This is a genomic window from Massilia sp. 01N410 (assembly GCF_056399665.1).
This window is the reverse complement of sequence record NZ_JBFTRV010000001.1, coordinates 519,697-546,021: the sequence shown is the minus strand read 5'-3', so window position 1 is coordinate 546,021 and position 26,325 is coordinate 519,697. Positions and strand designations below refer to the sequence as shown.

Here is a 26,325-nt window from a genome sequence, read left to right as displayed (position 1 = left end):
GCAGGCGGTGCCGTCTATGCCCGGCGCTGCGGCTGTTGCCTGGTTTGCCGTAATTGCTCGAAAAAGCACACCGCCGCGCAGGCCGCCACGTTCAGCGACTCCACCTGGCCGGCGTGCGGCACGGCGACGCGCCGGCTGGCGAGGTCCAGCAGCTCCTGCGACACGCCCTGCCCCTCATGGCCGAGGATCCAGGCCACCGGCCCGGACAGCTCGACGTCGTACAGGCAGTCGGCGGCATAGCCGCTGGTCGCCAGCACCGGCACCTGCGCCTTGCGCACCACAGGCGCGAGCTCCACGTTCTCGAAGATCTCCAGCACGAAGTGGGCGCCCATTGCGGCGCGCAGCACCTTCGGCGACCAGCAGAAGGCGGTGCCGGGGCTGCACCATACCTGCCGGATGCCGGCGGCGCCGGCGCTGCGCAGGATGGAGCCGACGTTGCCGGGGTCCTGGACGCCGTCCAGCAGCACCGCCGATTCGCCCAGCACATCGGGCACCCGCGGCGCCGGGGTCTCGACCACGAACACCAGGTTGACGCCGTGTTCGACCTGGCTGATGGCGCCGAACAGGGCGTCCGGCAGCGCGGTGACGAAGCCGCGATCGGCCTCGACGCGGGCGACGATCGCCGCCACCTCCGGATTCGACAGCGCATCCTCGGACACCACGCAATGCGCAGGCAGGCCCTTGAGGTCGAGCCAGGCCTGGCACAGGTGGACGCCGTCCAGCAGCGAGCGGCCGGCCTTGCGGCGCGCCTGCGAGCTGGTGGCGAGCTGCTTGAGGTCCTTGTAGAAGGGGTTGTCGCGCGAACTGACGGTCTTCATGCCGGATCGACCTCGAAATGCGCCAGCAGGTCGGCCTGCAGCAGCGCGCGCACCGGCGCGAAGGAGCGGCGGTGCACCGGGCATGGCCCATGCTGGCGCAGGCGCTCCAGATGCAGGGCGGTCGAATAGCCCTTGTGCTGGTCGAAGGCGTACTGCGGCCAGGTTTCGTGCAGGGCCACCAGGGCGGCGTCGCGCGCGGTCTTGGCCAGGATCGAGGCGGCCGAGATGGCGTGCACCTTGTCGTCGCCCTCGACCACGGCGTGGGCGCGGATCGCCTCGGGCAGCTGCGGGCAGCGGTTGCCGTCGATGAGGGCGATGGTCGGCAGGGTTCCCAGCTGCTCGACCGCGCGGCGCATCGCCAGCATGGTCGCCTGCAGGATGTTCAGCGTGTCGATTTCAATGTGCGAGCACTCGGCGATGGCCCAGGCCAGCGCCTGTTCGCGGATGATGGGTGCCAGCTCGTCGCGGCGCGCCTCGGTCAGCTTCTTGGAATCGCGCAGGCCCTCGATCGGCCGCCTGGGGTCGAGGATGACGGCGGCGGCGAACACCGGGCCGGCCAGCGGGCCGCGGCCGGCCTCGTCCACGCCGCAGACGACGTCGGAAATGGTGAAGGGACGGCCCCTGGCGGGCAGTCCCGGATAGAAATCGAACTTCTTCTTGCTCATTATCCTTGTCCTATGACCTCGAGCACCGCCTGGGCGCTGGCCTCGGCGCTGTTGCGCAGCAGGCTGTGGTGCATGTCGAGGAAGCGCTGCTGCAGGCGCCGGCGATTCGCCTCGTCCGTCAGCTGGAACCAGACCGCGTCCGCCAGGGCTTGCGGCGTGGCCGCGTGCTGCAGGAATTCCGGCACCACGAACTCGCGCGCCAGGATGTTCGGCAGCCCGATCCACGGCAGGTAGCCCATGTTCCGGATCAGCAGCCACTCGGCCTGCACCACCTTGTAGGCGATCGCCATCGGCTTCTTGAACAGCGCCACTTCCAGCGTCGCCGTGCCGGAGGCCGCCAGCACCGCGTCCGCCGCCGCGATGGCCGCGTGCGACTGGCCGTCGATCAGCTCGAGCACGCCGGAGCCAATCAGATCCTGCAGCCCGGCCTTCGCCATCATCTGCATAAAATACGCCTTCTGGCGCCCGCCCGCCATCGGCGCGATGAAACGGATGCTCCTGTCGCGCCGGGCCAGCAGTTGCACGGCGCCCGCGAAGGGTCCGCTCAGGTACTTGATCTCGGACATGCGGCTGCCCGGCATCACGGTCACGACCCTGGCGTCTTCCGGGATGCCGAGCTGGCGCCTGGCCGCCGCCACGTCGGGCTGCAGGGGGATCTGTTCGGCCAGCGGGTGGCCGATATAGGTCGCCGGCACGCCGGCCTTGCGGTAGATCTCTTCTTCGAAGGGGAAGATCAGCAGCATGTGCGAGACCGCGCGCTGGATCTTCTTGATCCGCCCTCCCCGCCAGGCCCAGATCTGCGGCCCGACGAAGTGCAGGGTCGGGATGCCGCTCGCCCGCAGCTGCTCTTCCAGGCCCAGGTTGAAGCCGGGGTAGTCGGCGCCGATGAAGGCGGCCGGCCGCTCCTCGATCAAGCGGTCGCGCAGGCGGTTCTGGATGCCCTTCAGTTCGCGGTAGCGCATCAGCACCGGCAGCAGGCCGCGTACCGTCAGCGTGTCCATCGGCACGTCGGATACCAGGCCCTGCTCCAGCATGCGCGGGCCGCCGATGCCCGAGAAGCGGACCTCGGGCAGATGCGGCCTGAGGCCGGCCATCAGGCGCGCCGCCAGCATGTCGCCGGAGACCTCGCCCGCCACCAGCGCCAGATGAACAGGCGCGGTCAAATCAGCGGACGATGCCACGGCTGGTGGCGCCGAGGAAGTCGAGCATGGCCTGGATCTGCGCCACGCCCTCGCCGCCCTCGGCCGCCTCTTCCGTCATTTGCGCCTTCGCTTCTTCCAGCGTCTTGCCGCTGCGGTAGATGGTCTTGTACGCGGCGCGGATCGCGTTGATCTGCTCGCGCGTGAAACCGCGGCGCTTCAGGCCTTCGATGTTGACGCCGTGGGCCTCGGCCGGATTGCCCGAGACCAGCACGTACGGCGGCACGTCCTGGGTCAGGCTGGTGTACATGCCGATGAAGGCATGGGCGCCGATCTTGCAGAACTGGTGGACGCCGCAGTAGCCCGACAGGATCGCCCAGTCGCCCACGTGGACGTGGCCGGCCAGCTGGGCGTTGTTCGAGAAGATCGTGTTGCTGCCGACCTGGCAGTCGTGCGCCAGGTGGACGTAGGCCGAGATCCAGTTGTCGTCGCCGAGGCGGGTCACGCCGGCATCCTGCGCGGTGCCCAGGTTGAAGGTGACGAATTCGCGGATGGTATTGCGGTCGCCGACTTCGAGGCGGGTCGGCTCGCCGGCCCACTTCTTGTCCTGCGGCGCCGCGCCCAGCGAGGCGAACTGGAAGATCCGGTTGTCCTTGCCGATCGTCGTGTGGCCTTCGATGACCACGTGCGGTCCGACCACGGTGCCGGAACCGATGCGCACATGCGGGCCGACGATCGAGTACGGGCCGACCTCGACCGAGCTGTCCAGCTCCGCCTTCGGATCGACGATCGCGGTCGGGTGAATCCGGCCGCTCATTACTGCCCCGCTGCCGCTTGGGGGTTAGCCGAACCGGCCGCCGATTCGTTGGCGCGGATCGTGCACATCAGTTCCGCTTCGACGGCGACCTTGCCGTCGACGCTAGCCTGCGCCTTGTACTTCCAGATGCCGCGCGAGCTGCGCAGGATCTCGACGTCCATCCTGAGCTGGTCACCGGGGCCGACCGGGCGCTTGAAGCGGCAGTTGTCGATGCCGACGAAGTAGACCACCGAGCTCTCGTCCGGCTTCACGCCCATGGTCATGAAGGACAGGATGGCGGCGGTCTGTGCCAGCGCCTCGACCATCAGCACGCCCGGCATCACCGGCTGGTGCGGGAAGTGGCCGTTGAAGAATTCCTCGTTCACCGTGACGTTCTTGATCGCGGTGATGGTCTTGCCCAGCTCATAATCGACCACGCGGTCGACCAGCAGCAGCGGATAGCGGTGCGGCAGGTATTCCTTGATCTGGGTGATACCAAGAGTTTTAGATGCGAGGGTCTTGGCGCCTTGGTTTTGTTCGGTCGTCATTTTTGTTCTGCGTTGTCAGTCAGGGTTTTGATTTGCTTTTCCAGCGTGCGGATCTTCTCGCGCATCGAGGACAGGTTGCGCACGATGGCGGCGCTGCGCTCCCACTCGGAATTCTTGGCCAGCGGGTAGAAGCCGGTGTACTGCCCCGGCTCCAGCACCGAGCGCGAGACCATGCTGCCCGAGGAGATATGGACATTGTCCACGATTTCCAGGTGGCCGAGCACCATGGCGGCGCCGCCGAAGGTGCAATTCTTGCCGATCTTCGCGCTGCCCGCCACGCCCACGCAGCCGGCCATGGCCGTGTTGGCGCCGATATGGCAGTTGTGGCCGATCTGGATCTGGTTGTCGAGCTTGACCCCATCCTCGATGATGGTGTCGGCCATGGCGCCGCGGTCGATGGTGGTGTTGGCGCCGACGTCGACGTCGTCGCCCAGGATCACGCGGCCGGTCTGCGGGATCTTGATGTAGACGCCGTTCTCCTTGGCGAAGCCGAAGCCGTCGGTGCCGATCACCGCGCCCGAGTGCAGGATGCCGCGCTTGCCGATTTTACAGCGCGCGTGGAAGCTCACGTTGGCGAACAGGTGGGTGCGCTCGCCGATCTCCGCCTCGCGGCCGATGAAGCAGCCGGCGTCGATCACCGCGCCGGCCGCGATCCGGGCGCCCGCCTCGACCGTCACCTGCGGGCCGATATGGGCCGTCGGGTCGATCTGCGCGCTCTCGTGCACGCTGGCCGTCGGATGGACCCCGCAGGGGGGCGGCACTTCTTCCAGCGCGGCAAAGTACTGCGCGGCGCGGGCAAAGTAGGCATAGGGGTTGGTGGTGACGATGCGCGCGCCTTCGTAGGTGGCGGCGACGGTGGCGTCGTCCAGCGGGGCGACGATCAGTGCCGCCGCCCGGCTTTGCGCCGCCAGTGCGCGCAGTTTGCTGTTGCTTAGAAAGCTGATGTGCGAAGCGTCGGCGCTGTCGAGGGGTGCGATGCCCCGAACCTCGAGGTTCGGGTCTCCCACCAGCTGTCCGCCGAAGCGTTCGACCAATTCACCCAGTCGAGTGCCCATCTGGTCGTTCCGTAAAAAAGTGAAGTCAATCTTGATAATGATACGCCGGCCGGGCGCATCCGTCCGGCCGGCGTTCGTCTTGTGCGCTGCCGCTTATTTGTCGAGCAGCTTGAGGATCTTGTCGGTGATGTCGATGCGCGGGCTGGACCAGATGGCTTCCTGCAGCACGACGTCCAGGTGTTCCTGTTCGGCCACCTGTTCGATCAGTTTGAAGGCGCGCTGCGCGATGGCGGCGCGTTCCTCGTTCTTCCGCTGCAGCAGGTCCTCGTTGAACTCGCGCTGCATGCGCTGGACGTCCTTCTCCATGTCGAGCAGCTCGCGGGTGCGGCGGGTGCGGTCGATGTCGTTGAGCTTCGGCGCGTCTTCGTCGAATTTCTCGCGCGCCGTCTTGAAGCGCTTGACCATGTCGTCGACCTGCTTCTGGCGCTTCGAGAACTCGGCCTGGATCTTCTCGTCCGCCGACTTTGCCAGGCGCGACTCCGTCATCAGCCTTTCGGTGTAGATGAAGCCGATCCGGCCGGTCGGCGCCTGCACCTGCGCCTGTGCATTCACATGCAGCAGCGCGCCCGCGCAGACGGCGGCCAGCGCCAAGGTCCTGGGCAACGAGGCTATCGATTTATTCAACTTAATCTCCAACATGAGCTCCAACATGAGCTCCAACATGAGCTCCGCAATCCTTGTCAGAAGCCGGTACCCATCTGGAACTGGAAGCGTTCCAGGCGGTCGCCCGGCTTGGCGTTCAAGGGCTTAGCATAACTCAACTTGAGCGGACCCACAGGGGAAATCCACGACAGGCCGATACCCGCCGAGTAGCGCAGCTGGTCGAGGCGCATGCGCTGGCCTTCCTGATAAACCTGGCCGGTGTCGGCGAAGGTGAACCAGCGCAGCGAGCGGTCGGTGCCGCTGCCCGGGAACGGGAACTGCAGTTCGGCGTTGCCGATCACGCGGCGCGCGCCGCCCAGGGCGTCCAGGGTGTAGGGGTCGACCAGGCCCAGCGACGAGCTCTCGTAGCCGCGCACCGAACCGATGCCGCCGCCGTAGAAGTTCTTGAAGACCGGGTAGGCGTGGCCCTTCAGGCCGCCGCCGATGTCCAGCTCGCCCTTCAGGGCCAGGGTCATCCAGCGGGTCAGCGGACGGTACCACTGGTGTTCGTAGATCGCGCGGTAGTACTTGGCGTCGCCGATCAGGTCGATCTCCAGGTTGGCGCGCTGGTAGCGGCCGCGGGTCGGCGTGATGGCGCTGTCGCGCGAGTCACGGCCCCAGGCCACGGTGAACGGGATCGCATCGGTGGTCGCGGTGCCCACGCCGGTCTGCTTGGTCAGCTTGTCGCTCGAGTTCTGGCGCACGAATTCCTTGTACAGCGTCGGCGAGCTGTCGTCGGTTTCCAGCTTGGTGCGTTCGAGGCCGGCGCCGAAGTAGACGGTGTCGGTTTCGGAGAACGGCACGCCGAAGGTCAGGTTGCCGCCCATCTGGCGCACGGTGTAGGAACCGATGTTCAGCGCCGGCGGACGCGAGGTGCGCAGGTAGAGCTGGAAGGCGCGCGACACGCCTTCGTCGGTGAAGTACGGATTGGTCTGCGCGAACGAGATCGTGCGGTTGTACTTGCTGGTGTTCAGTTCGACGCCGACCGTGTTGCCGCTGCCGGCGAAGTTGGCCTGGGTGACCGAAGCCGTGAAGGTGAACTTCTCGGCCTGCGAGAACGCGCCGCCGATCATGAAGTTACCGGTCGGTTTTTCGGTGACCGCGATATTGACGTCGACCTGGTCGGTGGTGCCCTGGTTTTCCGGGGTCTCGACGGTCACGTCCTTGAAGTAGCCGAGGCGGTCGACGCGGTCGCGCGACAGCTTCACGCGGTTCGGGTCGTACCACGAGCTCTCGAACTGGCGGAATTCGCGGCGGATGACTTCGTCGCGGGTGATGGTATTGCCCGAGATCGTCATGTGGCGCACGTAGGCGCGCTTGCCCGGATCGACGATGAAGGTGAACTTGACTTCGTGCTTGGCCTGGTCGATTTCCGGGTTCGCGTTCACATTGGCGAAGGCGTAGCCGAAGCTCGCCAGGCGGTCGGAGATGCGCTTGTTCGAGGCTTCGAGCAGCTCGCCCGAATAGGTCGCGCCCGGACGCAGCAGGATCAGCTGCTTCAGTTCCTGTTCGCGGCCGAAGGTCTCGCCTTCCATCTTGACGCCGGTGACGGTGTACTTCTCGCCCTCGGTGATGTTGATGGTCAGGTAGATGTCCTTCTTGTCCGGGGTGATCGCGACCTGGGTCGATTCGACGGTCGCTTCCAGGTAGCCGTGGTTGGCGTACCAGGACTTGATCGACTCGAGGTCGCCGGTCAGCTTCTGCTTCGAATACTGGTCTGCCTTCGAATACCAGGTGAACCAGCCCGAGGTATTCAGCTGCAGCAGTTCGCGCAGCTGCTTGTCGGAGAAGGCCTTGTTGCCGACGATGTTGATGCCCTTGATCTTGGCGGCATCGCCTTCGTCGACGTTGAACATGATCGTCACGCGGTTGCGCTCGATCGGGGTGACCGTGGTGGTGATCTTCACGCCGTACAGGCCATGCGACAGGTACTGGCGCTTCAGTTCCTGCTCGGCGCGGTCGACCGATGCCTTGTCGAAGATCTTGGTTTCGCCGACGCCGATTTCCTTCAGCGCCTTGACCAGCATGTCCTTCTCGAATTCCTTGGTGCCGGTGAAGTCCACGCTCGAAATGGCGGGACGTTCTTCCACCAGCACGACCAGCACGCCGTTCTCTTCTTCCAGGCGCACGTCCTTGAAGAAGCCGGTGGCATACAGGGCCTTGATCGCAGCGGTGCCCTTGTCGTCGTCGAAGGTTTCGCCGACGCGTACCGGCAGGTAGCTGAACACCGTGCCTGCCTCGGTCCGCTGGATGCCTTCGACCCGGATGTCCTTCACGACGAAGGGAGCGACGGCTTGAGCGTGGCTGGCGCAAAGCGCCAGCACGGCGGCGCCGATCAGGCTGCGACGGGAAGGCATGGCGAAGCGGGGCAAGGCAGGACGATCAGAGTGTAATTTCATTGGTTAGATCAATGGGTCAGTCATTGGACGAACTTCGTATTCTGCGCCCGGTATCAGAGCAGCCGCACCAGGTCGTTGAAGACGGCGAGCGCCATCAGCATGAGCATCAGGCCGAACCCGGCGAGCTGCGCGATCTCTCCGACACGCGCGGACAAGGGGCGCCCGGTCAAAACTTCCAGCGAATAATACAGCAATTGGCCGCCATCCAGAACGGGAATTGGTAACAGATTCATTACACCCAGGCTCAGGCTGATGAAGGCCAGCATCTCGATATAGGTCGCAAAGCCAGCGTCCGCGGCCTGTCCGGCCACCCCGGCGATCGTGATCGGACCCGACACGTTTTTCAGCGAGACCTCGCCGGTCAGCATCTTCCCGATCATCTTCAGGGTGGTGACGGCGCCGTCCCAGGCGCGGCCGGCGCCCTTGGCGACCGCCTGCAACGGGCCGGCCTGCAGTTTCACCATCTCCGGCATCTGCGCCACCAGCAGCTTGATCACGCCTTCTCCCCTCGCCGGGTCGCGGTCCGGGGTGATCGCCAGGTGGAGGGGTTGGCCCTCGCGCAGCAGGTCCAGCTGCAGGGTCCGGCCCGGCGCCTTGCGCACGGTGGTGATGACGTCGATGCCGTCGTTGACCGGCTTGCCGTCGATGGCGGTGAGCAGGTCGCCGTGGCGCAGGCCGGCGCGTTCGGCGGCCCCGCCCGGGATCACCTTTTCCACGCTCGGACGCGGGCGCCACATCTGCATGCCGAGCTGCTCCATGACGTCGGTCTTGCCGTCCGGGTCGAAGCGCGCCAGCGTGGATGCGGGGATCACGGCGCGGTAGGGTCTGCCGCCGGCGCCGCGCAGGGTCAGTTCGGCGTCGCGCTTGTCGATCGCGGCGCGCACGATCTCCCAGCGCATGTCGCTCCAGGCCGCGACCGGCTTGCCGTTCACCTCGGTGACGGCGTCGCCGCCGCGCACGCCGGCCACGTACACCGGCGTGTCGGACTGCATGGCGCGCAGGCGCGTGCCCGGCTCTTCCTTGCCGACCATGAACAGGCCGGCCATCAGCAGGATCGCCAGCGCGAAGTTGATGGCAGGACCGGCGGCGATGATGGCCATGCGCTTCCACACGTTCTGGCGCGTGAACTCGCGCGCTTCCTCGCTGGCGTCCAGCGGGGCGGTCGACGGGTCGCGGCTGTCCACCAGCTTGACGTAGCCGCCGAGCGGCAGCACCGACAGCGCCCATTCGGTCTGGTCGGCGCCGAAGCGGCGCGACCACACCACCCTGCCCATGCCGATCGAGAAGCGGCGCACCTTCACGCCGCACAGTCGCGCAACCCAGTAGTGGCCCAGTTCGTGGACGATGATCAGCGGGCCGAGGCCAAGCAGGAAGCCGATCAGGATGTGGCTGAACATGGCGTCAGGCCCGCGCCAGGCTGTCTGCGATGCGGCCGGCGGCCAGGCGCGCCTGCGCGTCCTGGGCCAGCACCGCGTCGATGCTCGATGCCGCGCCATGCGGCACTTCGATCATCACGCGACTCACCACGCGGTCGATGTCGCGGAAGCCGATGCGGCGGTCGAGGAAGGCCTGCACCGCCACTTCGTTGGCCGCGTTCAGCAGGGCCGGCGCGGTGCCGCCCGCGCGCAGGGCGTCGAAGGCCAGCGCCAGGCAGGGGAAGCGGCGGAAGTCCGGTGCATGGAATTCCAGCGCCGCCATGCTGGTGAGGTCGAGCTGGGCCACGCCGGACGCGATCCGCTCCGGGAAGGCCAGCGCGTGGGCGATCGGGGTGCGCATGTCGGGGTTGCCGAGCTGGGCCAGCACCGAGCCATCCACATACGACACCATCGAATGGATCACGCTCTGCGGATGGATCACCACCTCGATCAGGTCGGCGGGCGCGCCGAACAGCCAGTGAGCCTCGATCACTTCCAGGCCCTTGTTCATCATGGTGGCGGAATCGACCGAGATCTTGCGGCCCATCGACCAGTTCGGATGCTTGCAGGCCTCTTCCGGCGTCACGTGTTCGAGGGTCTCGACCTCGCGCTTGAGGAAGGGACCGCCGGACGCCGTCAACAGGATTTTGGCCACGCCGGCCGCGTCCGGCTTGCGCGCATAGTGGCTTGGCAGCGACTGGAAGATGGCGTTGTGTTCGCTGTCGATCGGCAGCAGGGTCGCCTTGTGCTCGCGCACGGCGTCCATGAACAGCTGGCCGGACATCACCAGCGCTTCCTTGTTCGCCAGCAGGACCTTCTTGCCGGCGCGGGCGGCGGCCAGGGTCGGCGCCAGGCCGGCGGCGCCGACGATGGCGGCCATCACGGTATCGGTGCCGCTGCTGGAGGCGATCTCGCACAGGGCCTGCTCGCCCCAGGAGACGTCGGTCGGCAGGTCGGCGATCAGCTGACTCAGGCGCGCGGCAGCGCCGGGCGAGCCGACCACCGCGCGCGCCGGGCGGAACCGGCGGCACTGGGCCGCCAGCTCGTCGACGCGGCTGTGAGCGCTGAGCGCGTAGACTTCATAGTGTTCGGGATGACGCGCGAGCACGTCGAGGGTCGAGACGCCGATCGAGCCGGTGGCGCCCAGGATGGTAACGCGTTGCATTGTGTGCTCCTTCAGAGCCGCTTAAAGACGCGAGCCGATGAGGGCTGCGAGCGGCAGGACCGGGATCAGGGCATCGATCCGGTCGAGGACGCCGCCGTGGCCGGGCAGCAGCTTGCTGCTGTCCTTCATGCCGGCGCGGCGCTTGAGCTGGGACTCGAAGAGGTCGCCGACGATGCTGGCGGCGACCATCAGGACCAGGATGGCCAGCAGGGCCGGCCAGCCGTAGCCGCGCTGGACGCGCGCGGCGAAGGTGCCTGCGAAGGCGGCGCCGCCGTACGCGACGGACAGCGAGGCCAGGACCAGCACGGCGATGCCGCCGCCGATCGCGCCTTCCCAGGATTTGCCCGGCGAGATCGACGGCGCCAGCTTGCGCTTGCCGAAGGCCTTGCCGGAGAAGTAGGCGCCGATGTCGGCCACCCACACGATCGCCATCACCGACAGCAGGTACAGCGGCGAGGACGAGAACAGCACCACGATGGCCACGAAGCAGCCGAAGATCGCGAAGCCGTAGACCAGGCTCAGCAGCGTGTTGGACGGGCTGCCCAGCGGCGGCAGGCCGAACTTGAGCGAGGGCGTGAAGCGGGCGATCCACAGCGCCAGGCTGAGCGCGGCCCAGAAGGCGGCGTTCAGGTGGCCGGTCAGCACCGAGACGGCGAACACGGCGGTCCAGACCAGGGCGATGATGTGGGCGCTGCCGGTGCCGGGATTGAAGAGGCGCACGCATTCCCAGACGGCGGCGCCGAAAAACACCGTGGCCACCACCGCAAATGCCGTGAAGTTGTTGAAATACAGGACCGGCAGCAGGACTGCCAGCAGGACGATTGCGGTAATGACGCGGGTTTTCAGCATCAGCGTGCGGCCTTGGTTGCTACCTGCTCGCCGGTACGGCCAAAGCGGCGTTCGCGGCTCTGGTAGGAGGCGATGGCGGTGTCGAGCGACTCCGGCGAGAAGTCCGGCCAGAAGGCGTCGGTGAAGTACAGCTCAGAATAGGCCAGCTGCCACAGCAGGAAGTTCGAGATGCGCTCTTCGCCGCCGGTGCGGATGAACAGGTCCGGCTCCGGCGCGTAGGCCATCGCCAGGTGCGGCGCCAGCATCTCTTCGGTGAATTCGGTCACGCCCGGATTGGCGGCCACCATCTTGCCGGTCGCCTGCATGATGTCCCAGCGGCCGCCGTAGTTGGCGCACACGGTCACGGTCAGGCGGGTATTGTTGGCGGTCTTGCGCTCGGCGTTGGCGATCATGTCCTGCAGCTTCGGATCGAAGCGCGACAGGTCGCCCACCACCTTCAGGCGGATGTTATTGGCGTGCATCTTCGCCACTTCGCGCTCGAGCGCGGCGACGAACAGGCCCATCAGGTAGGACACCTCATCGGCCGGACGGCGCCAGTTTTCCGAGGAAAAAGCGAACAGCGTCAGGTACTCGACGCCGCGCTCCACGCAAGCCTCGACGATCTTGCGCACGGCGTCCACGCCCTTGACGTGACCGGCCACGCGCGGCAGCAGGCGCTTGGTCGCCCAGCGTCCATTGCCGTCCATGATGATGGCGATGTGGCGCGGTACCGCCGGCGCGTCGGGAACTGCGGTGGTCGAACTTTTGAAAATCATAAATCAGGCCGGTATCGGCGGTAAAAACAAGGCGCCGGCACGGGCGGACCCGGCCGGCGGACAGTTTGCGGCTGCGGGCACAAAGGCGCCCCGCCCCCGCAGTTTACACCGTCATGATTTCTTTCTCTTTTTCGGTAACGAGCTTGTCGATGTCGATGACGGACTTGTCGGTCAGCTTCTGGATCTCGTCCTGGGCGCGGCGCTCGTCGTCTTCCGAGATGGCCTTGTCCTTGATGAGGCGCTTCAGCTGTTCGTTGGCGTCGCGGCGCACGTTACGCACGGCAATCTTGGCGTCTTCCGCTTCCGACTTGGCCAGCTTGACCATTTCCTTGCGGCGCTCTTCGGTCAGGGCCGGGGTCGGCACGCGGACCATTTCGCCGAAGGTCGACGGATTCAGGCCGAGGTCCGAATCGCGGATCGCCTTCTCGATGGTGCTGAGCATCTTCTTTTCGTACGGCGTCACACCGATGGTGCGGGCGTCGATCAGGGTCAGGTTGGCAACCATCGGCAGCGCGGTGGGCGAACCATAGTAATCCACCATCACGTGGTCGAGGATGCCGGTGTGGGCGCGGCCGGTGCGGACCTTGGCCAGGTCGGCCTTCAGGGTGTCGATGGACTTGGCCATCTTGTCCTGGGCGTTTTTCTTCACGTCAGCGACGGACATACTGCTCTCCTGTGTTTTGCTAAATAAGGAATGTTAAACGTGTACCAGTGTACCCTCGTCTTCGCCCATGATCACGCGCTTGAGCGCGCCCGGCTTGACGATCGAGAACACCTTGATCGGCAGCTTCTGGTCGCGGCACAGGGCGAACGCGGTGGCGTCCATCACCTGCAGATGCTTGGCGATCGCTTCGTCGAAAGTGATCTGCTCGTAGCGGGTAGCGTGCGGATCCTTCTTCGGATCGGCAGTATATACGCCATCGACCTTGGTTGCCTTCAAAACAATCTCGGCCGAGATTTCGGAGCCGCGCAGGGCGGCCGCGGTATCGGTGGTGAAGAAGGGGTTGCCGGTGCCGGCGGCGAACACGACCACCTTGCCCTCTTCCAGGTATTGCAGGGCCTTCGGACGCACATAGGGCTCGACCACCTGCTCGATGCCGATCGCCGACATCACGCGCGCGGTGATGCCCTGCTGGCGCATGGCGTCGGCCAGGGCCAGCGCGTTCATCACGGTGGCCAGCATGCCCATGTAGTCGGCGGTCGCGCGGTCCATGCCCTGCGCACCCGGAGCCACGCCACGGAAGATGTTGCCGCCGCCGATCACGACCGCCAGTTCCACGCCCAGCTTCTGCACCTCCGCCACGTCGGCCACCATGCGCTCGATGGTGGCGCGGTTGATGCCGAACTGGTCGTCGCCCATCAGCGCTTCGCCAGACAGTTTGAGGAGGACTCGTTGGTAGGCTGGTTTGGTCATGAATGGGGCTCCTGGATGTTAGATGATTCGAATTCGGGGTACTACTATGAAAACGGGCCTTTCGGCCCGTCTTCTTTTTACTGCTGCTTACTGCTTGGCTGCGGCCATCTGGGCGGCAACTTCTGCTGCGAAGTCGTCGACTTTCTTCTCGATGCCTTCGCCCACCACGTACATGGTGAATGCCTTGACGGTGGCGTTGTTCGCCTTCAGCATCTGCTCGATGCTCTGCTTGTCGTTCTTCACGAAAGCCTGGTTGAACAGCGACACTTCCTTCAGGTACTTCTGCACCGAACCGTCGATGCGCTTGGCAACGATCTCTTCCGATTGCGGCTGCTTGCCTTCGGCGACGGCCTTCTCGGCGTCTTCCTTGGCTTTCAGCTGGGCGACCGAACGCTCTTTCTCGATCAGCTCGGCCGGCACTTGCTCAGCCGACAGGGCGACCGGCTTCATCGCGGCGATGTGCATGGCGACGTCTTTGCCCACTTGCTCGTCGGCGCCGTCGTAGTCGACGATCACGCCGATGCGCGCGCCGTGCAGGTAGGAAGCCAGCTTGCCGGTGGTTTCGAAGCGCTGGAAGCGGCGAACGGTCATATTCTCGCCGATTTTGCCGATCAGTGCCGTACGCACGTCGTCGAAGGTCTTGCCGTCGACCGGCAGGGCGGCCAGGGCAGCGACGTCGGCCGGGTTGTTCTCGGCGACCAGCTTGGCAGCCAGGTTGGCCATGGCCATGAACTCGTCGTTCTTGGCGACGAAGTCGGTTTCGCTGTTGATTTCGACCAGCGCGCCGATGTTGCCGGCAACGTAAGCCGTCACCACGCCTTCGGCGGTGATGCGCGAAGCTGCTTTCGAGGCCTTGCCGCCCAGCTTGACGCGCAGGATCTCTTCGGCACGTGCCATGTCGCCTTCGGCTTCGTTCAGTGCCTTCTTGCACTCCATCATCGGGGCATCGGTCTTGGCGCGCAGTTCGCCAACCATCGCTGCAGTAATCGCTGCCATGTCATTTCTCCTAAATAGGTTTGTTCTTGCTGAATCTGCTTGCAAAAAAGGGCGCTCGATCCAGGCTCGGCGCCCCTTCTTTCACTCCAGCGGGCTGACGCCCGCCGGCATTATGCTTGCTCGGAAACTTCGACGAAGTCGTCGCCAGCCTTGACCGCCTCGACGACGTCGTTGGTGGCGTTGGCGCGGCCTTCCAGGATCGCATCGGCAACGCCGCGTGCGTACAGGGTGATGGCCTTCGAGGAGTCATCGTTACCCGGGATCACGTGGGTAACGCCTTCCGGCGAGTGGTTGGTGTCGACCACGCCGATGACCGGGATGCCCAGCTTGCCGGCTTCGGTGACGGCGCCCTTGTGGTAGCCGACGTCGACCACGAAGATCGCGTCCGGCACGCCCTGCAGGTCCTTGATGCCGCCGATCGACTTCTGCAGCTTGTCCAGCTCGCGCGAGAACATCAGGGCTTCTTTCTTCGACATCTTCTCGACTTCACCCGATTCGATCGCGGCTTCCATGTCCTTCAGGCGCTTGATCGAGGTCTTGATGGTCTTGAAGTTGGTCAGCATGCCACCCAGCCAGCGCTGGTCGACGTACGGCACACCAGCGCGCTGGGCTTCAGCGGCGATGATGTCGCGGGCCTGGCGCTTGGTGCCGACCAGCAGGATGGTGCCGCGGTTGGCAGCGATCTGCTTGATGGTTTTCATCGCATCCTGGTACATCGCCATGGTTTTTTCCAGGTTGATGATGTGGATCTTGTTGCGATGACCGAAGATGAACGGTGCCATTTTCGGGTTCCAGAAACGGGTCTGGTGGCCGAAGTGAACACCGGCTTCCAGCATTTCGCGCATAGTAACGGACATTTGATTCTCCAGGGTTAAGTCTTGAATAACGGCCGGTACACCTGTGTCAGGCACCCTTGTCGGCCGCATTCGCGATTCAATAAAAAAGACGTTTTTTACAACATTGCTCGATACGAACACGAGCAACCCGAGATTCTAACGGGATTTGCCTCCGATTTCAAGTTCATACGTGCCGCCCGATCACATATAATGGACGGATATCCCCTTGCAGAACTGAATTCGCGTCACAGACAAATTATGTCCATCACCATCAAGACCCAAGAAGAGATCGAAGGCATGCGCATCGCCGGCCGCCTCGGCGCCGAAGTGCTCGACTACATCACCCCCTTCGTCAAGCCGGGCGTCACCACCGGCGAACTCGATCGCCTCTGCCACGAATACATGGTCCAGGTGCAGGGCACCGTGCCGGCCCCGCTGAACTACGCGCCGCCGGGCTACCCGCCCTTCCCCAAGGCCGTCTGCACCTCGGTCAACGACGTGATCTGCCACGGCATCCCGGGCGACAAGGTGCTGAAGGCCGGCGACTCGGTCAACATCGACGTCACCGTGATCACCAAGGACGGTTTCCACGGCGATAACAGCCGCATGTTCCTGCTGGGCGAACCCTCGATCCAGGCACGCCGCCTGTCCGAGATCACCTACGAATGCATGTGGCTGGGCATCAGCAAGGTCAAGCCGGGCGCCCACCTGGGCGACATCGGCCACGTGATCCAGCAGCACGCCGAGAAGAACGGCTTCTCGGTGGTGCGCGAATTCTGCGGCCACGGCATCGGCAAGGTCTTCCACGAAGAGCCCCAGGTGCTGCACTACGGCCGCCCGGGCACCGGCGAGGAACTGAAGGCCGGCATGATCTTCACGATCGAGCCGATGATCAACGCCGGCAAGCGCGACATCCGCGAGATGCCGGACGGCTGGACCATCAAGACCAGGGACCGCAGCCTGTCGGCCCAGTGGGAGCACATGATCCTGGTAACGGAAACCGGCTACGAGGTGCTGACCACCTCGGCCGGCACCCCGCCGCCGCCGGCGATCGTGCTGAACAAGGACGCCGTCCCGGCCTGAATCGCTGCATGAGATGAGCGGCACCATCGCCACCGAACCGCAGGCCAGCCTCCAGACGCAGCTGCGGCAGCGCCTGAAGGACGAGCGCCAGCGCATCATTGCCGACTTCCGCGAGAACGGCAAACCCGAGAAGCTGCTGCGCGGCCTGCGCCACAGCGTCGACGGCGTGCTGGGCGACGCCTGGCGCGCGGCCGGGCTGCCGCTTGAAACGGCACTGGTCGGGGTCGGTGGCTACGGCCGCGGCGAGCTGTTCCCGCACTCGGACGTCGACCTCCTGATCCTGCTGGGCGATCCGCCGGACGCCCTCACCCAGGCCAGGCTGGAGCAGTTCGTCCAGCTGCTGTGGGACCTGGGCCTGGAGATCGGCCACGCCATCCGCACCGTCGACGAATGCATGAGCGAGTCGGCGGCCGACATCACGGTGCAAACGAGCCTGCTCGAGGCGCGCCTGGTCACCGGCAGCCAGGCCCTGTTCGCCGAGCTGCAGCGGCGCTATGCCGAGGCGATGGATCCGCAGGCCTTCTTCCACGCCAAGACCGCCGAGATGCGGCTGCGCCACGCCAAGTACGAGTTCACGCCCTACAGCCTGGAACCGAACGTGAAGGAGAGCCCGGGCGCCCTGCGCGACCTGCAGGTGATCCTGTGGGTGGCGAAGGCGGCGGGACTCGGCAATTCCTGGACCCAGCTGGCGATCCGCGGCCTGATCACGCGCGCCGAGGCGCGCCAGCTGATGGAGAAGGAATACGCCTTCAAGGACATCCGCGTGCGCCTGCACCTGCAGACCCGGCGCCGCGAGGACCGCCTGGTGTTCGACGTCCAGACCCAGATCGCCGAGACCTTCGGCCTGACCTCGACCGGCCAGGGCCTGGAAGCGCGCCGCGCCAGCGAATACCTGATGCAGCGCTATTACTGGGCCGCCAAGGTGGTGACCCAGATGAACACCATCCTGCTGCAGAACATCGAGGCCCAGCTGTTCCCCCAGGCATCAAGGCCGATGCCGATCAATCCGCGCTTCAACGAAGTCAACGGCTTCATCGACATCGCCGCGGACGACACCTTCGAGGCCAACCCGTCCGCGGTGCTGGAAATCTTCGTGGTGATGACGGAACGTCCCGACATCAAGGGCATGACGGCGCGCACCACGCGCGCGCTGTGGCATGCGCGCACCTTGATCGACGAATCCTTCCGCGCCAATCCCCTGCATCGCGCGTTGTTCCTGCGCATCCTGCAAGCCCCGGTCGGCCTGGTGCACGCGTTGCGCCGCATGAACGACATGGGCGTGCTGGGCCGCTACCTGCCGAACTTCCGCCGCATCATCGGCCAGATGCAGCACGACCTGTTCCACGTCTACACGGTGGACCAGCACATCATGATGGTGGTGCGGAACATGCGCCGCTTCACGATGACGGAACACGCCCACGAATACCCCTTCTGCAGCCAGCTGATCGCGAACTTCCGCGACCGCTGGCTGCTGTACGTGGCCGCCCTCTTCCACGACATCGCGAAAGGCCGCGGCGGCGACCACTCCGAACTCGGCAAGCAGGACGTGCTCGAATTCTGCCGCGACCACGGCATCTCGCAGGAAGACACCGAGCTGGTGGTATTCCTGGTCGAGCAGCACCTGACCATGTCGCAGGTGGCGCAGAAGCAGGATTTATCCGATCCGGACGTGATCGCGGCGTTTGCCGGCCTGGTGAAGGACGAACGCCACCTGACCGCCCTCTACCTGTTGACCGTGGCCGATATCCGCGGCACCAGCCCCAAGGTGTGGAACGCCTGGAAGGCCAAGCTGCTGGAAGACCTGTACAAGATGACCCTGCGGGTGCTGGGCGGCGAACCGCCTTCGGCCGACCGCGAACTGCGGGCGCGCCAGCAGGAAGCCCTGGCCACGTTGCGCCTGTTCGGGCTCGGCCCGCACGCCCACGAGAAACTCTGGGAACAGCTCGACGTCGCCTACTTCCTGCGCCATGACGCCTCCGACATCGCCTGGCAGACCCGGGCCCTGGTCGACAAGCTGGGACGCGACAAGCCGGTCGTGAAATCGCGCCTGGCGCCGATCGGCGAAGGCCTGCAGGTGACGGTGTACGTGAAGGACCAGCCCGACCTGTTCGCGCGCATCTGCAGCTATTTCGACCGCAAGAACTTCTCGATCCTCGACGCCAAGATCCACACGACCCGGGACGGCTACGCGCTCGACACCTTCCTGATCACGGACGAGAATTTCGCCAACAACTACCGCGACATCATCAGCCTGATCGAGCACGAGCTGTGCGAGGTGCTGACCCGCCAGGAAGCGCTCAGCCCGCCGCTGCGCGCCCGCCTGTCGCGGATGTCGCGCAACTTCCCGATCATCCCGACCGTGGAGCTGCGCCCGGACGAGCGCGGCCAGTTCTGGCTGCTGTCGATCGCCGCCAACGACCGCAACGGCCTGCTGTATGCGATCGCCAGCGTGCTGGCGCGCTACCGCATCAACCTGCATACCGCCAAGATCATGACGCTCGGGGAGCGCGTCGAGGACGTGTTCCTGATCGATGGGCAGGCCTTGCATAATCAGCGGGTGCAGGTGCAGTTGGAAACCGAGCTGCTCGACGCTTTGAAAATTTAACCAACGTAGTCCCCGCCTGCGCGGGGACGACGGTTCAACTTTTACCACTTATGACCGAACCCGTACGCCTCTCCAAACGCATGTCCGAACTGGGCCTCTCCTCCCGCCGCGAAGCCGACGACTGGATCGCCAAAGGCTGGGTGCGGGTCGACGGCAAGGTCGTCAACGAACTGGGCAGCAAGGTGCTGCCGCACCAGAAGATCACGGTGGAGCGCCAGGCCGCGGCCGAGCAGAGCAAGCGCGTGACGGTGCTGATCAACAAGCCGGTCGGCTATGTGAGCGGCCAGGCCGAAGACGGCTACAAGCCGGCCGTGGTGCTGGTCAAGCCGGAAAACCGCTGGAAGGACGATCCCTCGCCCGAGCAGTTCCACCCGACCCAGCTGCGCTCCCTGGTGCCGGCCGGGCGCCTGGACATCGACTCGGTCGGCCTGTTGGTGCTGACCCAGGACGGCCGCATCGCGCGCCAGCTGATCGGCGAGGACACGGCAATCGAGAAGGAATACCTGGTGCGGGTCCAGTACACCAAGCCAGGCAAGCTGCCGGACGCCGAGCTCAAAAAGCTCAACCACGGCCTGTGGATGGACGGCAAGCCGCTGCTGCCGGCCAAGGTGCGCTGGCAGAACGACGACCAGCTCAGCTTTACCCTGAAGGAAGGCCGCAAGCGCCAGATCCGCCGCATGTGCGACATGGTCGGATTGAAGGTGATCGGCCTGAAGCGGGTGCGGATCGGCCGCGTCAAGCTGGGCGAGCTGCCCGCCGGGCAGTGGCGCTACCTGGGTCCGGACGAGCGCTTCTGATAATCGATCCGGCCCTCGCCGGCTTCGTCCATCCACGGGTCGAGCGGGCGCAGCCCTTCGAGCACGGTCTGCGGCCCGTCGATGCTGCCGCCGCTGTCCGGGTCCCACAGGATCCTGAGCTTGGAGCGGCCCTTGCGCATGTCGATGCGGGCGTAATCGACCCAGGCGTCATCGCCATTGTATTCATAGGTCGTGGTCCAGCCGGCGGCCTTCAGCGCATCGGCCGTCTGGCGCAGCGCGAACGGGGGCAGTCCTTCGACCGTGCCCGGCTCCAGCCTGGGGTCGCCCAGCACGGATAGATACCTGACAAATTCTGAAATCCACGTCATCGCTGCCTCCCAATACGGGTTGACGTGATTTCAGTCTATCAGCCGCTATCGGGCTTTGACGTTAGCTAACTCACTTTGCATAAAAAATGCAGGGTGAATGAAAACGCCTGGAAATTATTGCGATTTGTCGATATTTTGCGTCAGATCAGGATTCGGTGAAGGTCCTCCAGGCTGACCGGCTTGGTCAAATGATGGCTGAAGCCACGGTTGCGGGTCTGGCGGCGGTCCGAATCCTGGCCCCAGCCGGTCAGCGCGATGATGCGCATGTTGGCGAAGCGCTCGTCCTGGCGCAGGCGGCGCGCGACCTCGTAGCCGTCCATGCCGGGCATGCCGATATCGAGCAGGACGCTGGACGGCAGAAAGCTTTCCGCCATCGCCAGCGCGGCGCGGCCGTCGTAGACCACGCGCACGTCGGCGCCGTCGGCTTCCAGCAGCAGGCCGAGAGTATCGGCGGCATCGCGGTTGTCGTCCACCACCATGATGCGCTGGCCGGCGAAGGGCGCGTTCGGCCGCGCCAGAGCCAGGCCCGGGCGCTCGCTGCGGCCCTCGTCCACCGGCGCCAGCGGCAGGCGCACCAGGAATTCGCTGCCCGCCCCGCTGCCGCCGCTGTGCGCCTCGACGCTCCCGTGGTGCATCTCGACCAGGCTGCGCACCATGGTCAGGCCGATCCCGAGACCGCCCTGGCCGCGCCCGACCGCGCGGTGGGCCTGGGCGAACATGTCGAACACCCGTCCCAGCGACTCGGCCGGGATGCCGATCCCGGTATCGCGCACCGAGGTCAGGACCTGCCCATCCTCGCGCCAGACCTCGACCCAGATGCGGCCGCCCGGATCGGTGTACTTGGCGGCGTTGTTGAGCAGGTTGGCGAACACCTGGGTCAGGCGCACGCGGTCGGCCTGCAGCACCAGCGGCTCCTCCGGCAGGGCCACCGCCAGCTGGTGGCCGGCGCGCTCGATCGCCAGCTGGCTGGTCTCGACCGCGCTGTGGATGATCTCGCCGATCGGCACCCGCTCCAGCCGCAGGTCGATCTTGCCGCGGGTGATGCGCGAGACTTCCATCAGGTCGTCGACCAGGGTCACGATCTGGCGCACCTGGCGCCCGACCATCTCGACCACGCGGTCGGACTGGCGCCGTCCGTCGGGCCGGCGCATCAGCTGGACCGCGTTGCTGATCGGCGCCAGCGGGTTGCGCAGCTCGTGGGCCAGGGTCGCCAGGAACTCGTCCTTGCGGCGGTCGGCCTCCTTCAGCGCTTCCTCGGCCTGCACGGCGCCGGTGATGTCGAGCGAGATGCCGACGTAGCCGCGGTGCTGGCCGTCGCCCGTGTACCAGGGCGCGGCATGCGACTCGAACCAGCGCCAGCTGCCGTCGCGCGCCGGCACCCGGACCCGCTGGGTGTAGGCGGCGCGCTGGCGGATGCCCTCGCAGACTTCCAGCAGGTAGGCGTTCATGTCGTCCGGCTGGACGATGGCGCGCCAGCAGTCGGCCTCGCCGGCCGGGCCGCCCTCGTCGGGGCCGCGCTGGTTCAGGTACATCAGGCAGCCGTCGGCGTCGAACTGGTAGATCAGGGCCGGCGAGGCGTCGGCCAGCGCGCGGAACCGGGCTTCGCTCTCGCGCAGCGCGTCCTCGGCGCGCTTGCGCACCGTGATGTCGTGGAACAGGATCGCCACCCGCGGCGCCTCGCCGCCGCCGACCGGATACACATAAAAATCGAACCAGCAGGACAAGGCCTCGGCAAAGCACTGCGAGCGCGCACTGACGCCGGTGCGCGCGACCTGGGCGCAGGCATCCAGCCAGCAGGGCTCGTGCTCGGGCCTCACCTTCAGCTGGCCGGGGCCGACGTAGTGAATGCTGGTCATGCGCACCGCCGCCGGATTCGCTTCCGAATACGCCAGTCCGACCGCGCGGCCGTTCTCGTCGTGCTGCACGGTGGCCAGCAGGAAGCCTTCGTCCATCGCCTCGAACAGCATGCGGTAGCGGCGCTCGCTCTCGGCCAGCGCGGCCTGGGTACGGCGCCGCTCGTCGATGTCGATGTTCATGCCGAACCACTTGCGCAGGCTGCCGTCCGGGCCGAACAGGGGCGCGGCGCGCACATTGGTCCAGCGCCAGCCGCCCATCGCCACGTGGACGCGGAATTCCATGTTGATCCCGCGCCGCATCGCCAGCGCGGCGAGCCATTCGCGGCGCACGTAGTCGCGGTCGTCCGGGTGCACGGCGTCGAGCCAGCCCTTGCCCATCGAGGACGCCTCGCGCTGCCCGGTATACGCGCACCAACTGGGAGAAGGGGCGACGAAGTTGCCGTCCGCATCGGTCTCCCAGACCGCCTGGCCGAAACCCTCGACCAGGGCGCGGAAGCGCTGCTCGCTCTCGGCCAGGCGCGCCTCGGCCTCCTTCAGTTCTGTGACGTCGAGGATGAAGCAGACGCAGCGCGCGTTCGCGCCCTCGCCGGAAATGCGGGCCGGCGCGTACAGGCCCCACCAGCGACTGCCGTCCCGGCGCAGCATCTGCTTGGTGTAGGGACGCGTGACCCCGATGTCGCGCAGCTCGTAGCCCGAGCGCAGGGTCAGGTCCCAGAACTCGGGCGCGGTCGAGGCCTTCCAGTTCTCGAAATCGCGCAGCTCTTCCCCGCTGTAGCCGGTCATGCGCTGGTAGGCTTCGTTCACTTCATGGATGGTGCCGTCGAGGTCGAAGTAGGCGACGCCGACGGTGCTGATGCTGAGGGTGGCATCGACCAGGGCCTTGTGTTCGCGCAGCGCGCGCTCGGCGGCGCGGCTTTCCTCGACCTCCCGCTCCAGCGTCTGCTTGCTTTCGAGGACGGGCCGCATCCGCTGCTCCACTTCGCGTTCGAGCCGTTCGGGGTCCGGATTGTCGCGCAGGGCGCCGCCGGCCCGGTGCGCGGCGGCGGCGAAGCCTGCCAGTTCGCGCAGCAGCTCGAGGTCGTGGGCATCGAAGTTCTCGCCCTCGTCGGCCAGGATCGCCATCAGCGCGCCGGCCGGACGCCCGCGCACGCGCCACGGCACGCCGAGGGCTTCCGCCACCTTCACGCCGGCCTCACGGACCGATTCGAACTCCCGTTCCGGGTGTTCGAACAGCACCGCGCCATCCGCCTGCACGCATACGCCGCAGGGGCAGGATTGCAGCGGAAAGCGCTTTCCCACCTGGCCGTCGCCGCCGCCCGCCACCGCACACCAGCAGATTTCCTCGCCATCCTTGCCGGGTTCGCGCACGGCGATCACCACCGCGCTCGCACCGCACAGCGCGCGCGCCGTCTCGGCTATCCGCTGCAGCAACAGCTCGGGCTCGTCGGCCAGGCACTGGGCCAGCAAGGCCAGCGCACTGCGCTCGGCGGCCGGGTCGCGGCCCTGGACATGCACACCGCGCTCATGAAGCAGTCCCGCGATGACGGCGTCATCGCGGTATCCAACGGCAGAACCTGGGGAGGAGTCAGCCATAAATGAGGATATAAGGTTGTTGTGAGTATCTGGTACCTCACATTTGAAACCAAGAATACTTTACAACTCGATAATCTCCAATGGGAATTCAATCGTACAGGATCCTGCTTGCATAAAGACGAGCTCGAGCGGCAGCGGCGGCGAAAACGCTCCGACCCCGGGCCTGCGCCGGGCGATTGCCCAGGACAAATGGTAGCGCTGCCAAAGAGAGGGAAATGCTGCCGCAAGCGTTTGCGGCAGACGGCGCATTCTTTGTTGCTTGACTGTATTCAGCGCACCACGTCGAGCTCGCCGATCGCGCGTTCGAGGTCTTCCAGGCGCACCGGTTTCTTGAGATGGCGGTCGAAGCCGGCCGCCAGCGCGCGCCGCACATCGTCCGGCTGGCCATAGCCGGTAACGGCCACCAGCCGGATCCCGCCCTGCTCGCCCAGCGCGCGCGCCACCTCGTGGCCCGAGATGTCGGGCAGGTCGATGTCAATGAAGGCGATCTGCGGCAGCGCGTTGCGGGCCAGCGCGATGCCGCCATGGCCATCGGCGGCGCAGCTCACCGCGCAGCCGCGCGAGGCCAGCAGTGCGCACATCATCTCGCGCAGGTCCTGGTTGTCCTCGACCACCAGCACCCGCAGGCCGTCCAGCGGCGCCGCCTCGGGCGCGGGCGCCTCGACGGCGGCCACGGCCTCGGGCGCCAGCGGCAAGCGGATCGTGAAGGTGCTGCCCTGCCGCGCGCCACGGCTGACCACGGCCACCGAACCGTGCTGCTGCTCGACCAGCGACTTGACCACCGCCAGCCCGATCCCGAGGCCGCCCTTGCTGCGGTTCGCCACCTTGCCCTGCACGAACACGTCCCACACGCGCGGCAGCAGCTCGGCCTCGATGCCCTTGCCGTCGTCCGCCACGACCAGCTCCGCCATGTCTTCGCGCCGCCGCGTGCTGACGCGGATGTGGCCGCCGGCCTGGGTGTACTTGGTGGCGTTCTCGATCAGGTTGCCGATCACCTGCTGCAGGCGGGTCGGATCGCTGTTCACCCACACCGGCTCGAGGTCGAGCTCGACGTGATGCTCGCTGGTGGCACCCCGGGTCTGCAGGGTCAGCGCGGCTTCGCGCACGGCGGCGGCCAGCTCGAGCGGCGCCAGCGCCAGCACCACCTTGCCGCTCAACACGCGGTTGGCGTCGAGCAGCTCGTCCACCAGGTGCGCCAGGTGGCGGCTCTGGCGACCGATGATCTGGTGGGCGCGTTCCGCCGCCGGCCCGCTCGCCCCCATCTGGATCAGGGCGATGGCGGAGCTGATCGCGCCCAGCGGATTGCGCAGCTCATGGCCCAGCATGGCCAGGAATTCGTCCTTGGCGCGATTCTGCGACTCGGCCACGCTGCGCGCCGCCTGCACTTCGGCCAGGTGCTTGCGGCGTCCGGTCTCGGCCTTCTGCAGGCGCCTCGAGACGGCGTGCAGCACCTGCTGCAAGCTGTTCAGTTCGGTGATCCGCAGGTCGGCCGGCGGCGGCAGCCAGCCTTCCGCCATGCCCTCGGTGGCGGCGCCCAGGTATTCCGTCGCCGCCAACAGACGCCGCGCGAACAGGATCGCCCCCGCCAGCGCCAGCGCCACCGCGCACAGCAGGGTCGCGGCGATCAGCGACACCGCACGCGCCGCGGTGGCCGCGAGTTCGCTGGACGGCACCCCGATCGCTGCGGTCCAGCCGGACAGGGCCGAGCGGGCCAGCGCCACCGTCATCGGCGCACCTCTGGCATCGGCGGCATCGGCCTGGACCGCGCCGGAGCGCAACGCCGCCAGCAGGTCGGGACGGGCGCGCGAAGCGATCTCGGCCAACCAGGCGCCGTTGCGGGCCAGGGTCGCGCCGTCGCGGTCGAACACCGCCACCTGCCAGCCGGCCGGAACGTCGCGCGGCAGCAGGCTGTTCAGGTGGGAAATGCCGAACCACTGGTCGAGCAGGACCCGGCGGCCGTCGTCCAGCACCAGCGGCAGCTCGACCGAGATGATGTAGCGGTGGGTGGAACTGCCGACGATCAGGTTCGACACGGTCGGACGCTGGCGCGCGAACACGGCGCGCACCCGCTGGAGGGCGCCGCGTGCCGGGGCCGCCACCGGCTGGCCGTAGGGGACCGCGGTATTGAAAAGTTGCTGGCCATCCTCTTGCAGCACCGCGGTCTGGCGGCCGCTGCCGGCATTCGCCGCCTGCGACTGCACATAGAAGGAGCCGAAATCGCCTTGCTGCAGGCGCGCCGAGGTCGACAGGGCCTGGCCGGCGGCGATCGCGGCCGTCAGTTCCTGGTCCATCGCCAGCACGGAAGCCCGCGCCAGTTCCTGCATGCCGCGCAGCACCGCATGGCGCTCCGCATCGAGCAGCAGCTTGATGGCGACGCCGGCGCCGACGATCATGGGCAGGAAGACCGCCGCGGCAAGCAGGCTCAGGTGGGTGCGCACTCTCATGGTGTCGTTTCGATCCTCGATTGGTCGGACAGACTCGGGCAACGTTCCATTTTATATTCAGCAAGTTTTTTCGTGCCGCACGACAGCGAAAAAAGCCGCAGAGCCCGCCACGACAGTCTTTACGCG

Annotated in this window: 22 protein-coding genes; 3 read left to right on the top strand and 19 right to left on the bottom strand. The window is 66.3% G+C overall.

Features of this window, described 5'->3' with window-relative positions; translation table 11 throughout:
• Positions 1-14 precede the first annotated feature (14 nt).
• The 16 genes from AC1DOP_RS02380 to rpsB form a co-directional block, all read right to left on the bottom strand.
• Positions 15-818: a TrmH family RNA methyltransferase gene (locus tag AC1DOP_RS02380; protein WP_441934408.1), complete on the bottom strand. Its 804-nt coding sequence runs from the start codon at positions 816-818 to the stop codon at positions 15-17.
• On the bottom strand, positions 815-1,483 hold the full coding sequence (rnhB, locus tag AC1DOP_RS02375) for a ribonuclease HII (protein ID WP_441934406.1): 669 nt from the start codon (positions 1,481-1,483) through the stop codon (positions 815-817). Before rnhB ends, AC1DOP_RS02380 begins: the two co-directional genes overlap by 4 nt.
• Complete coding sequence (lpxB, locus tag AC1DOP_RS02370) at positions 1,483-2,664, bottom strand: lipid-A-disaccharide synthase (RefSeq protein WP_477249556.1); 1,182 nt, start codon at positions 2,662-2,664, stop codon at positions 1,483-1,485. Before lpxB ends, rnhB begins: the two co-directional genes overlap by 1 nt.
• Positions 2,648-3,439, bottom strand: a complete 792-nt coding sequence (lpxA, locus tag AC1DOP_RS02365; protein ID WP_477249554.1) for an acyl-ACP--UDP-N-acetylglucosamine O-acyltransferase — start codon at positions 3,437-3,439, stop codon at positions 2,648-2,650. The genes lpxB and lpxA overlap by 17 nt, the downstream gene beginning before the upstream one ends.
• Positions 3,439-3,966 carry a 3-hydroxyacyl-ACP dehydratase FabZ gene (gene fabZ, locus AC1DOP_RS02360; protein ID WP_477249552.1) on the bottom strand — a complete coding sequence of 176 codons (528 nt, stop codon included), beginning with the start codon at positions 3,964-3,966 and terminating at the stop codon, positions 3,439-3,441. Before fabZ ends, lpxA begins: the two co-directional genes overlap by 1 nt.
• Entirely contained in the window at positions 3,963-5,021 is a 1,059-nt protein-coding gene (gene lpxD, locus AC1DOP_RS02355) for a UDP-3-O-(3-hydroxymyristoyl)glucosamine N-acyltransferase (RefSeq protein WP_441934398.1), read from the bottom strand. The genes fabZ and lpxD overlap by 4 nt, the downstream gene beginning before the upstream one ends.
• Positions 5,022-5,114: 93 nt before the next feature.
• On the bottom strand, positions 5,115-5,645 hold the full coding sequence (locus AC1DOP_RS02350) for an OmpH/Skp family outer membrane protein (protein ID WP_477249550.1): 531 nt from the start codon (positions 5,643-5,645) through the stop codon (positions 5,115-5,117).
• A 56-nt stretch (positions 5,646-5,701) separates the two neighbouring features.
• Positions 5,702-8,062 (bottom strand): outer membrane protein assembly factor BamA, encoded by a 2,361-nt coding sequence (gene bamA / locus AC1DOP_RS02345; protein WP_441934394.1) that lies wholly within the window; start codon positions 8,060-8,062, stop codon positions 5,702-5,704.
• 53 nt (positions 8,063-8,115) lie between these two features.
• A complete protein-coding gene (gene rseP, locus AC1DOP_RS02340; protein ID WP_477249548.1) occupies positions 8,116-9,459 on the bottom strand; it encodes an RIP metalloprotease RseP in 1,344 nt (447 codons plus the stop codon).
• 4 nt (positions 9,460-9,463) lie between these two features.
• A complete protein-coding gene (gene ispC, locus AC1DOP_RS02335) occupies positions 9,464-10,642 on the bottom strand; it encodes a 1-deoxy-D-xylulose-5-phosphate reductoisomerase (protein WP_441934390.1) in 1,179 nt (392 codons plus the stop codon).
• Positions 10,643-10,663: 21 nt separating this feature from the next.
• Complete coding sequence (locus tag AC1DOP_RS02330; RefSeq protein ID WP_441934388.1) at positions 10,664-11,491, bottom strand: phosphatidate cytidylyltransferase; 828 nt, start codon at positions 11,489-11,491, stop codon at positions 10,664-10,666.
• Entirely contained in the window at positions 11,491-12,246 is a 756-nt protein-coding gene (gene uppS, locus AC1DOP_RS02325; protein ID WP_441934386.1) for a polyprenyl diphosphate synthase, read from the bottom strand. Before uppS ends, AC1DOP_RS02330 begins: the two co-directional genes overlap by 1 nt.
• A gap of 103 nt (positions 12,247-12,349) precedes the next feature.
• Positions 12,350-12,910, bottom strand: a complete 561-nt coding sequence (frr, locus tag AC1DOP_RS02320) for a ribosome recycling factor (protein ID WP_441934384.1) — start codon at positions 12,908-12,910, stop codon at positions 12,350-12,352.
• Between the two features lie 33 nt (positions 12,911-12,943).
• Positions 12,944-13,660 (bottom strand): UMP kinase, encoded by a 717-nt coding sequence (pyrH, locus tag AC1DOP_RS02315; RefSeq protein WP_441934382.1) that lies wholly within the window; start codon positions 13,658-13,660, stop codon positions 12,944-12,946.
• A gap of 87 nt (positions 13,661-13,747) precedes the next feature.
• The gene (tsf, locus tag AC1DOP_RS02310) at positions 13,748-14,656 is read right to left on the bottom strand and encodes a translation elongation factor Ts (RefSeq protein ID WP_441934380.1); all 909 of its coding nucleotides are present in this window, start codon (positions 14,654-14,656) and stop codon (positions 13,748-13,750) included.
• 110 nt (positions 14,657-14,766) lie between these two features.
• Positions 14,767-15,513: a 30S ribosomal protein S2 gene (rpsB, locus tag AC1DOP_RS02305; RefSeq protein ID WP_441934378.1), complete on the bottom strand. Its 747-nt coding sequence runs from the start codon at positions 15,511-15,513 to the stop codon at positions 14,767-14,769.
• A gap of 189 nt (positions 15,514-15,702) precedes the next feature.
• Between rpsB and map the strand changes: the two genes are divergently transcribed.
• From map to AC1DOP_RS02290, 3 genes are read left to right on the top strand one after another with little or no spacing between them, the layout of a single operon-like run.
• Positions 15,703-16,575, top strand: a complete 873-nt coding sequence (map, locus tag AC1DOP_RS02300) for a type I methionyl aminopeptidase (protein WP_441934376.1) — start codon at positions 15,703-15,705, stop codon at positions 16,573-16,575.
• A 13-nt stretch (positions 16,576-16,588) separates the two neighbouring features.
• Positions 16,589-19,180 (top strand): [protein-PII] uridylyltransferase, encoded by a 2,592-nt coding sequence (locus tag AC1DOP_RS02295; RefSeq protein WP_477249543.1) that lies wholly within the window; start codon positions 16,589-16,591, stop codon positions 19,178-19,180.
• A gap of 50 nt (positions 19,181-19,230) precedes the next feature.
• Positions 19,231-19,977, top strand: a complete 747-nt coding sequence (locus AC1DOP_RS02290) for a pseudouridine synthase (protein ID WP_441934373.1) — start codon at positions 19,231-19,233, stop codon at positions 19,975-19,977.
• Here the strand turns inward: AC1DOP_RS02290 and AC1DOP_RS02285 are convergent.
• From AC1DOP_RS02285 to AC1DOP_RS02275, 3 genes are all read right to left on the bottom strand, one after another.
• Positions 19,950-20,306, bottom strand: a complete 357-nt coding sequence (locus AC1DOP_RS02285; RefSeq protein WP_441934371.1) for a hypothetical protein — start codon at positions 20,304-20,306, stop codon at positions 19,950-19,952. The genes AC1DOP_RS02290 and AC1DOP_RS02285 overlap by 28 nt on opposite strands.
• 140 nt (positions 20,307-20,446) lie before the next feature.
• Entirely contained in the window at positions 20,447-23,677 is a 3,231-nt protein-coding gene (locus AC1DOP_RS02280; protein ID WP_477249541.1) for a PAS domain S-box protein, read from the bottom strand.
• A gap of 347 nt (positions 23,678-24,024) precedes the next feature.
• On the bottom strand, positions 24,025-26,199 hold the full coding sequence (locus AC1DOP_RS02275) for a hybrid sensor histidine kinase/response regulator (RefSeq protein WP_477249538.1): 2,175 nt from the start codon (positions 26,197-26,199) through the stop codon (positions 24,025-24,027).
• Positions 26,200-26,325 lie beyond the last annotated feature (126 nt).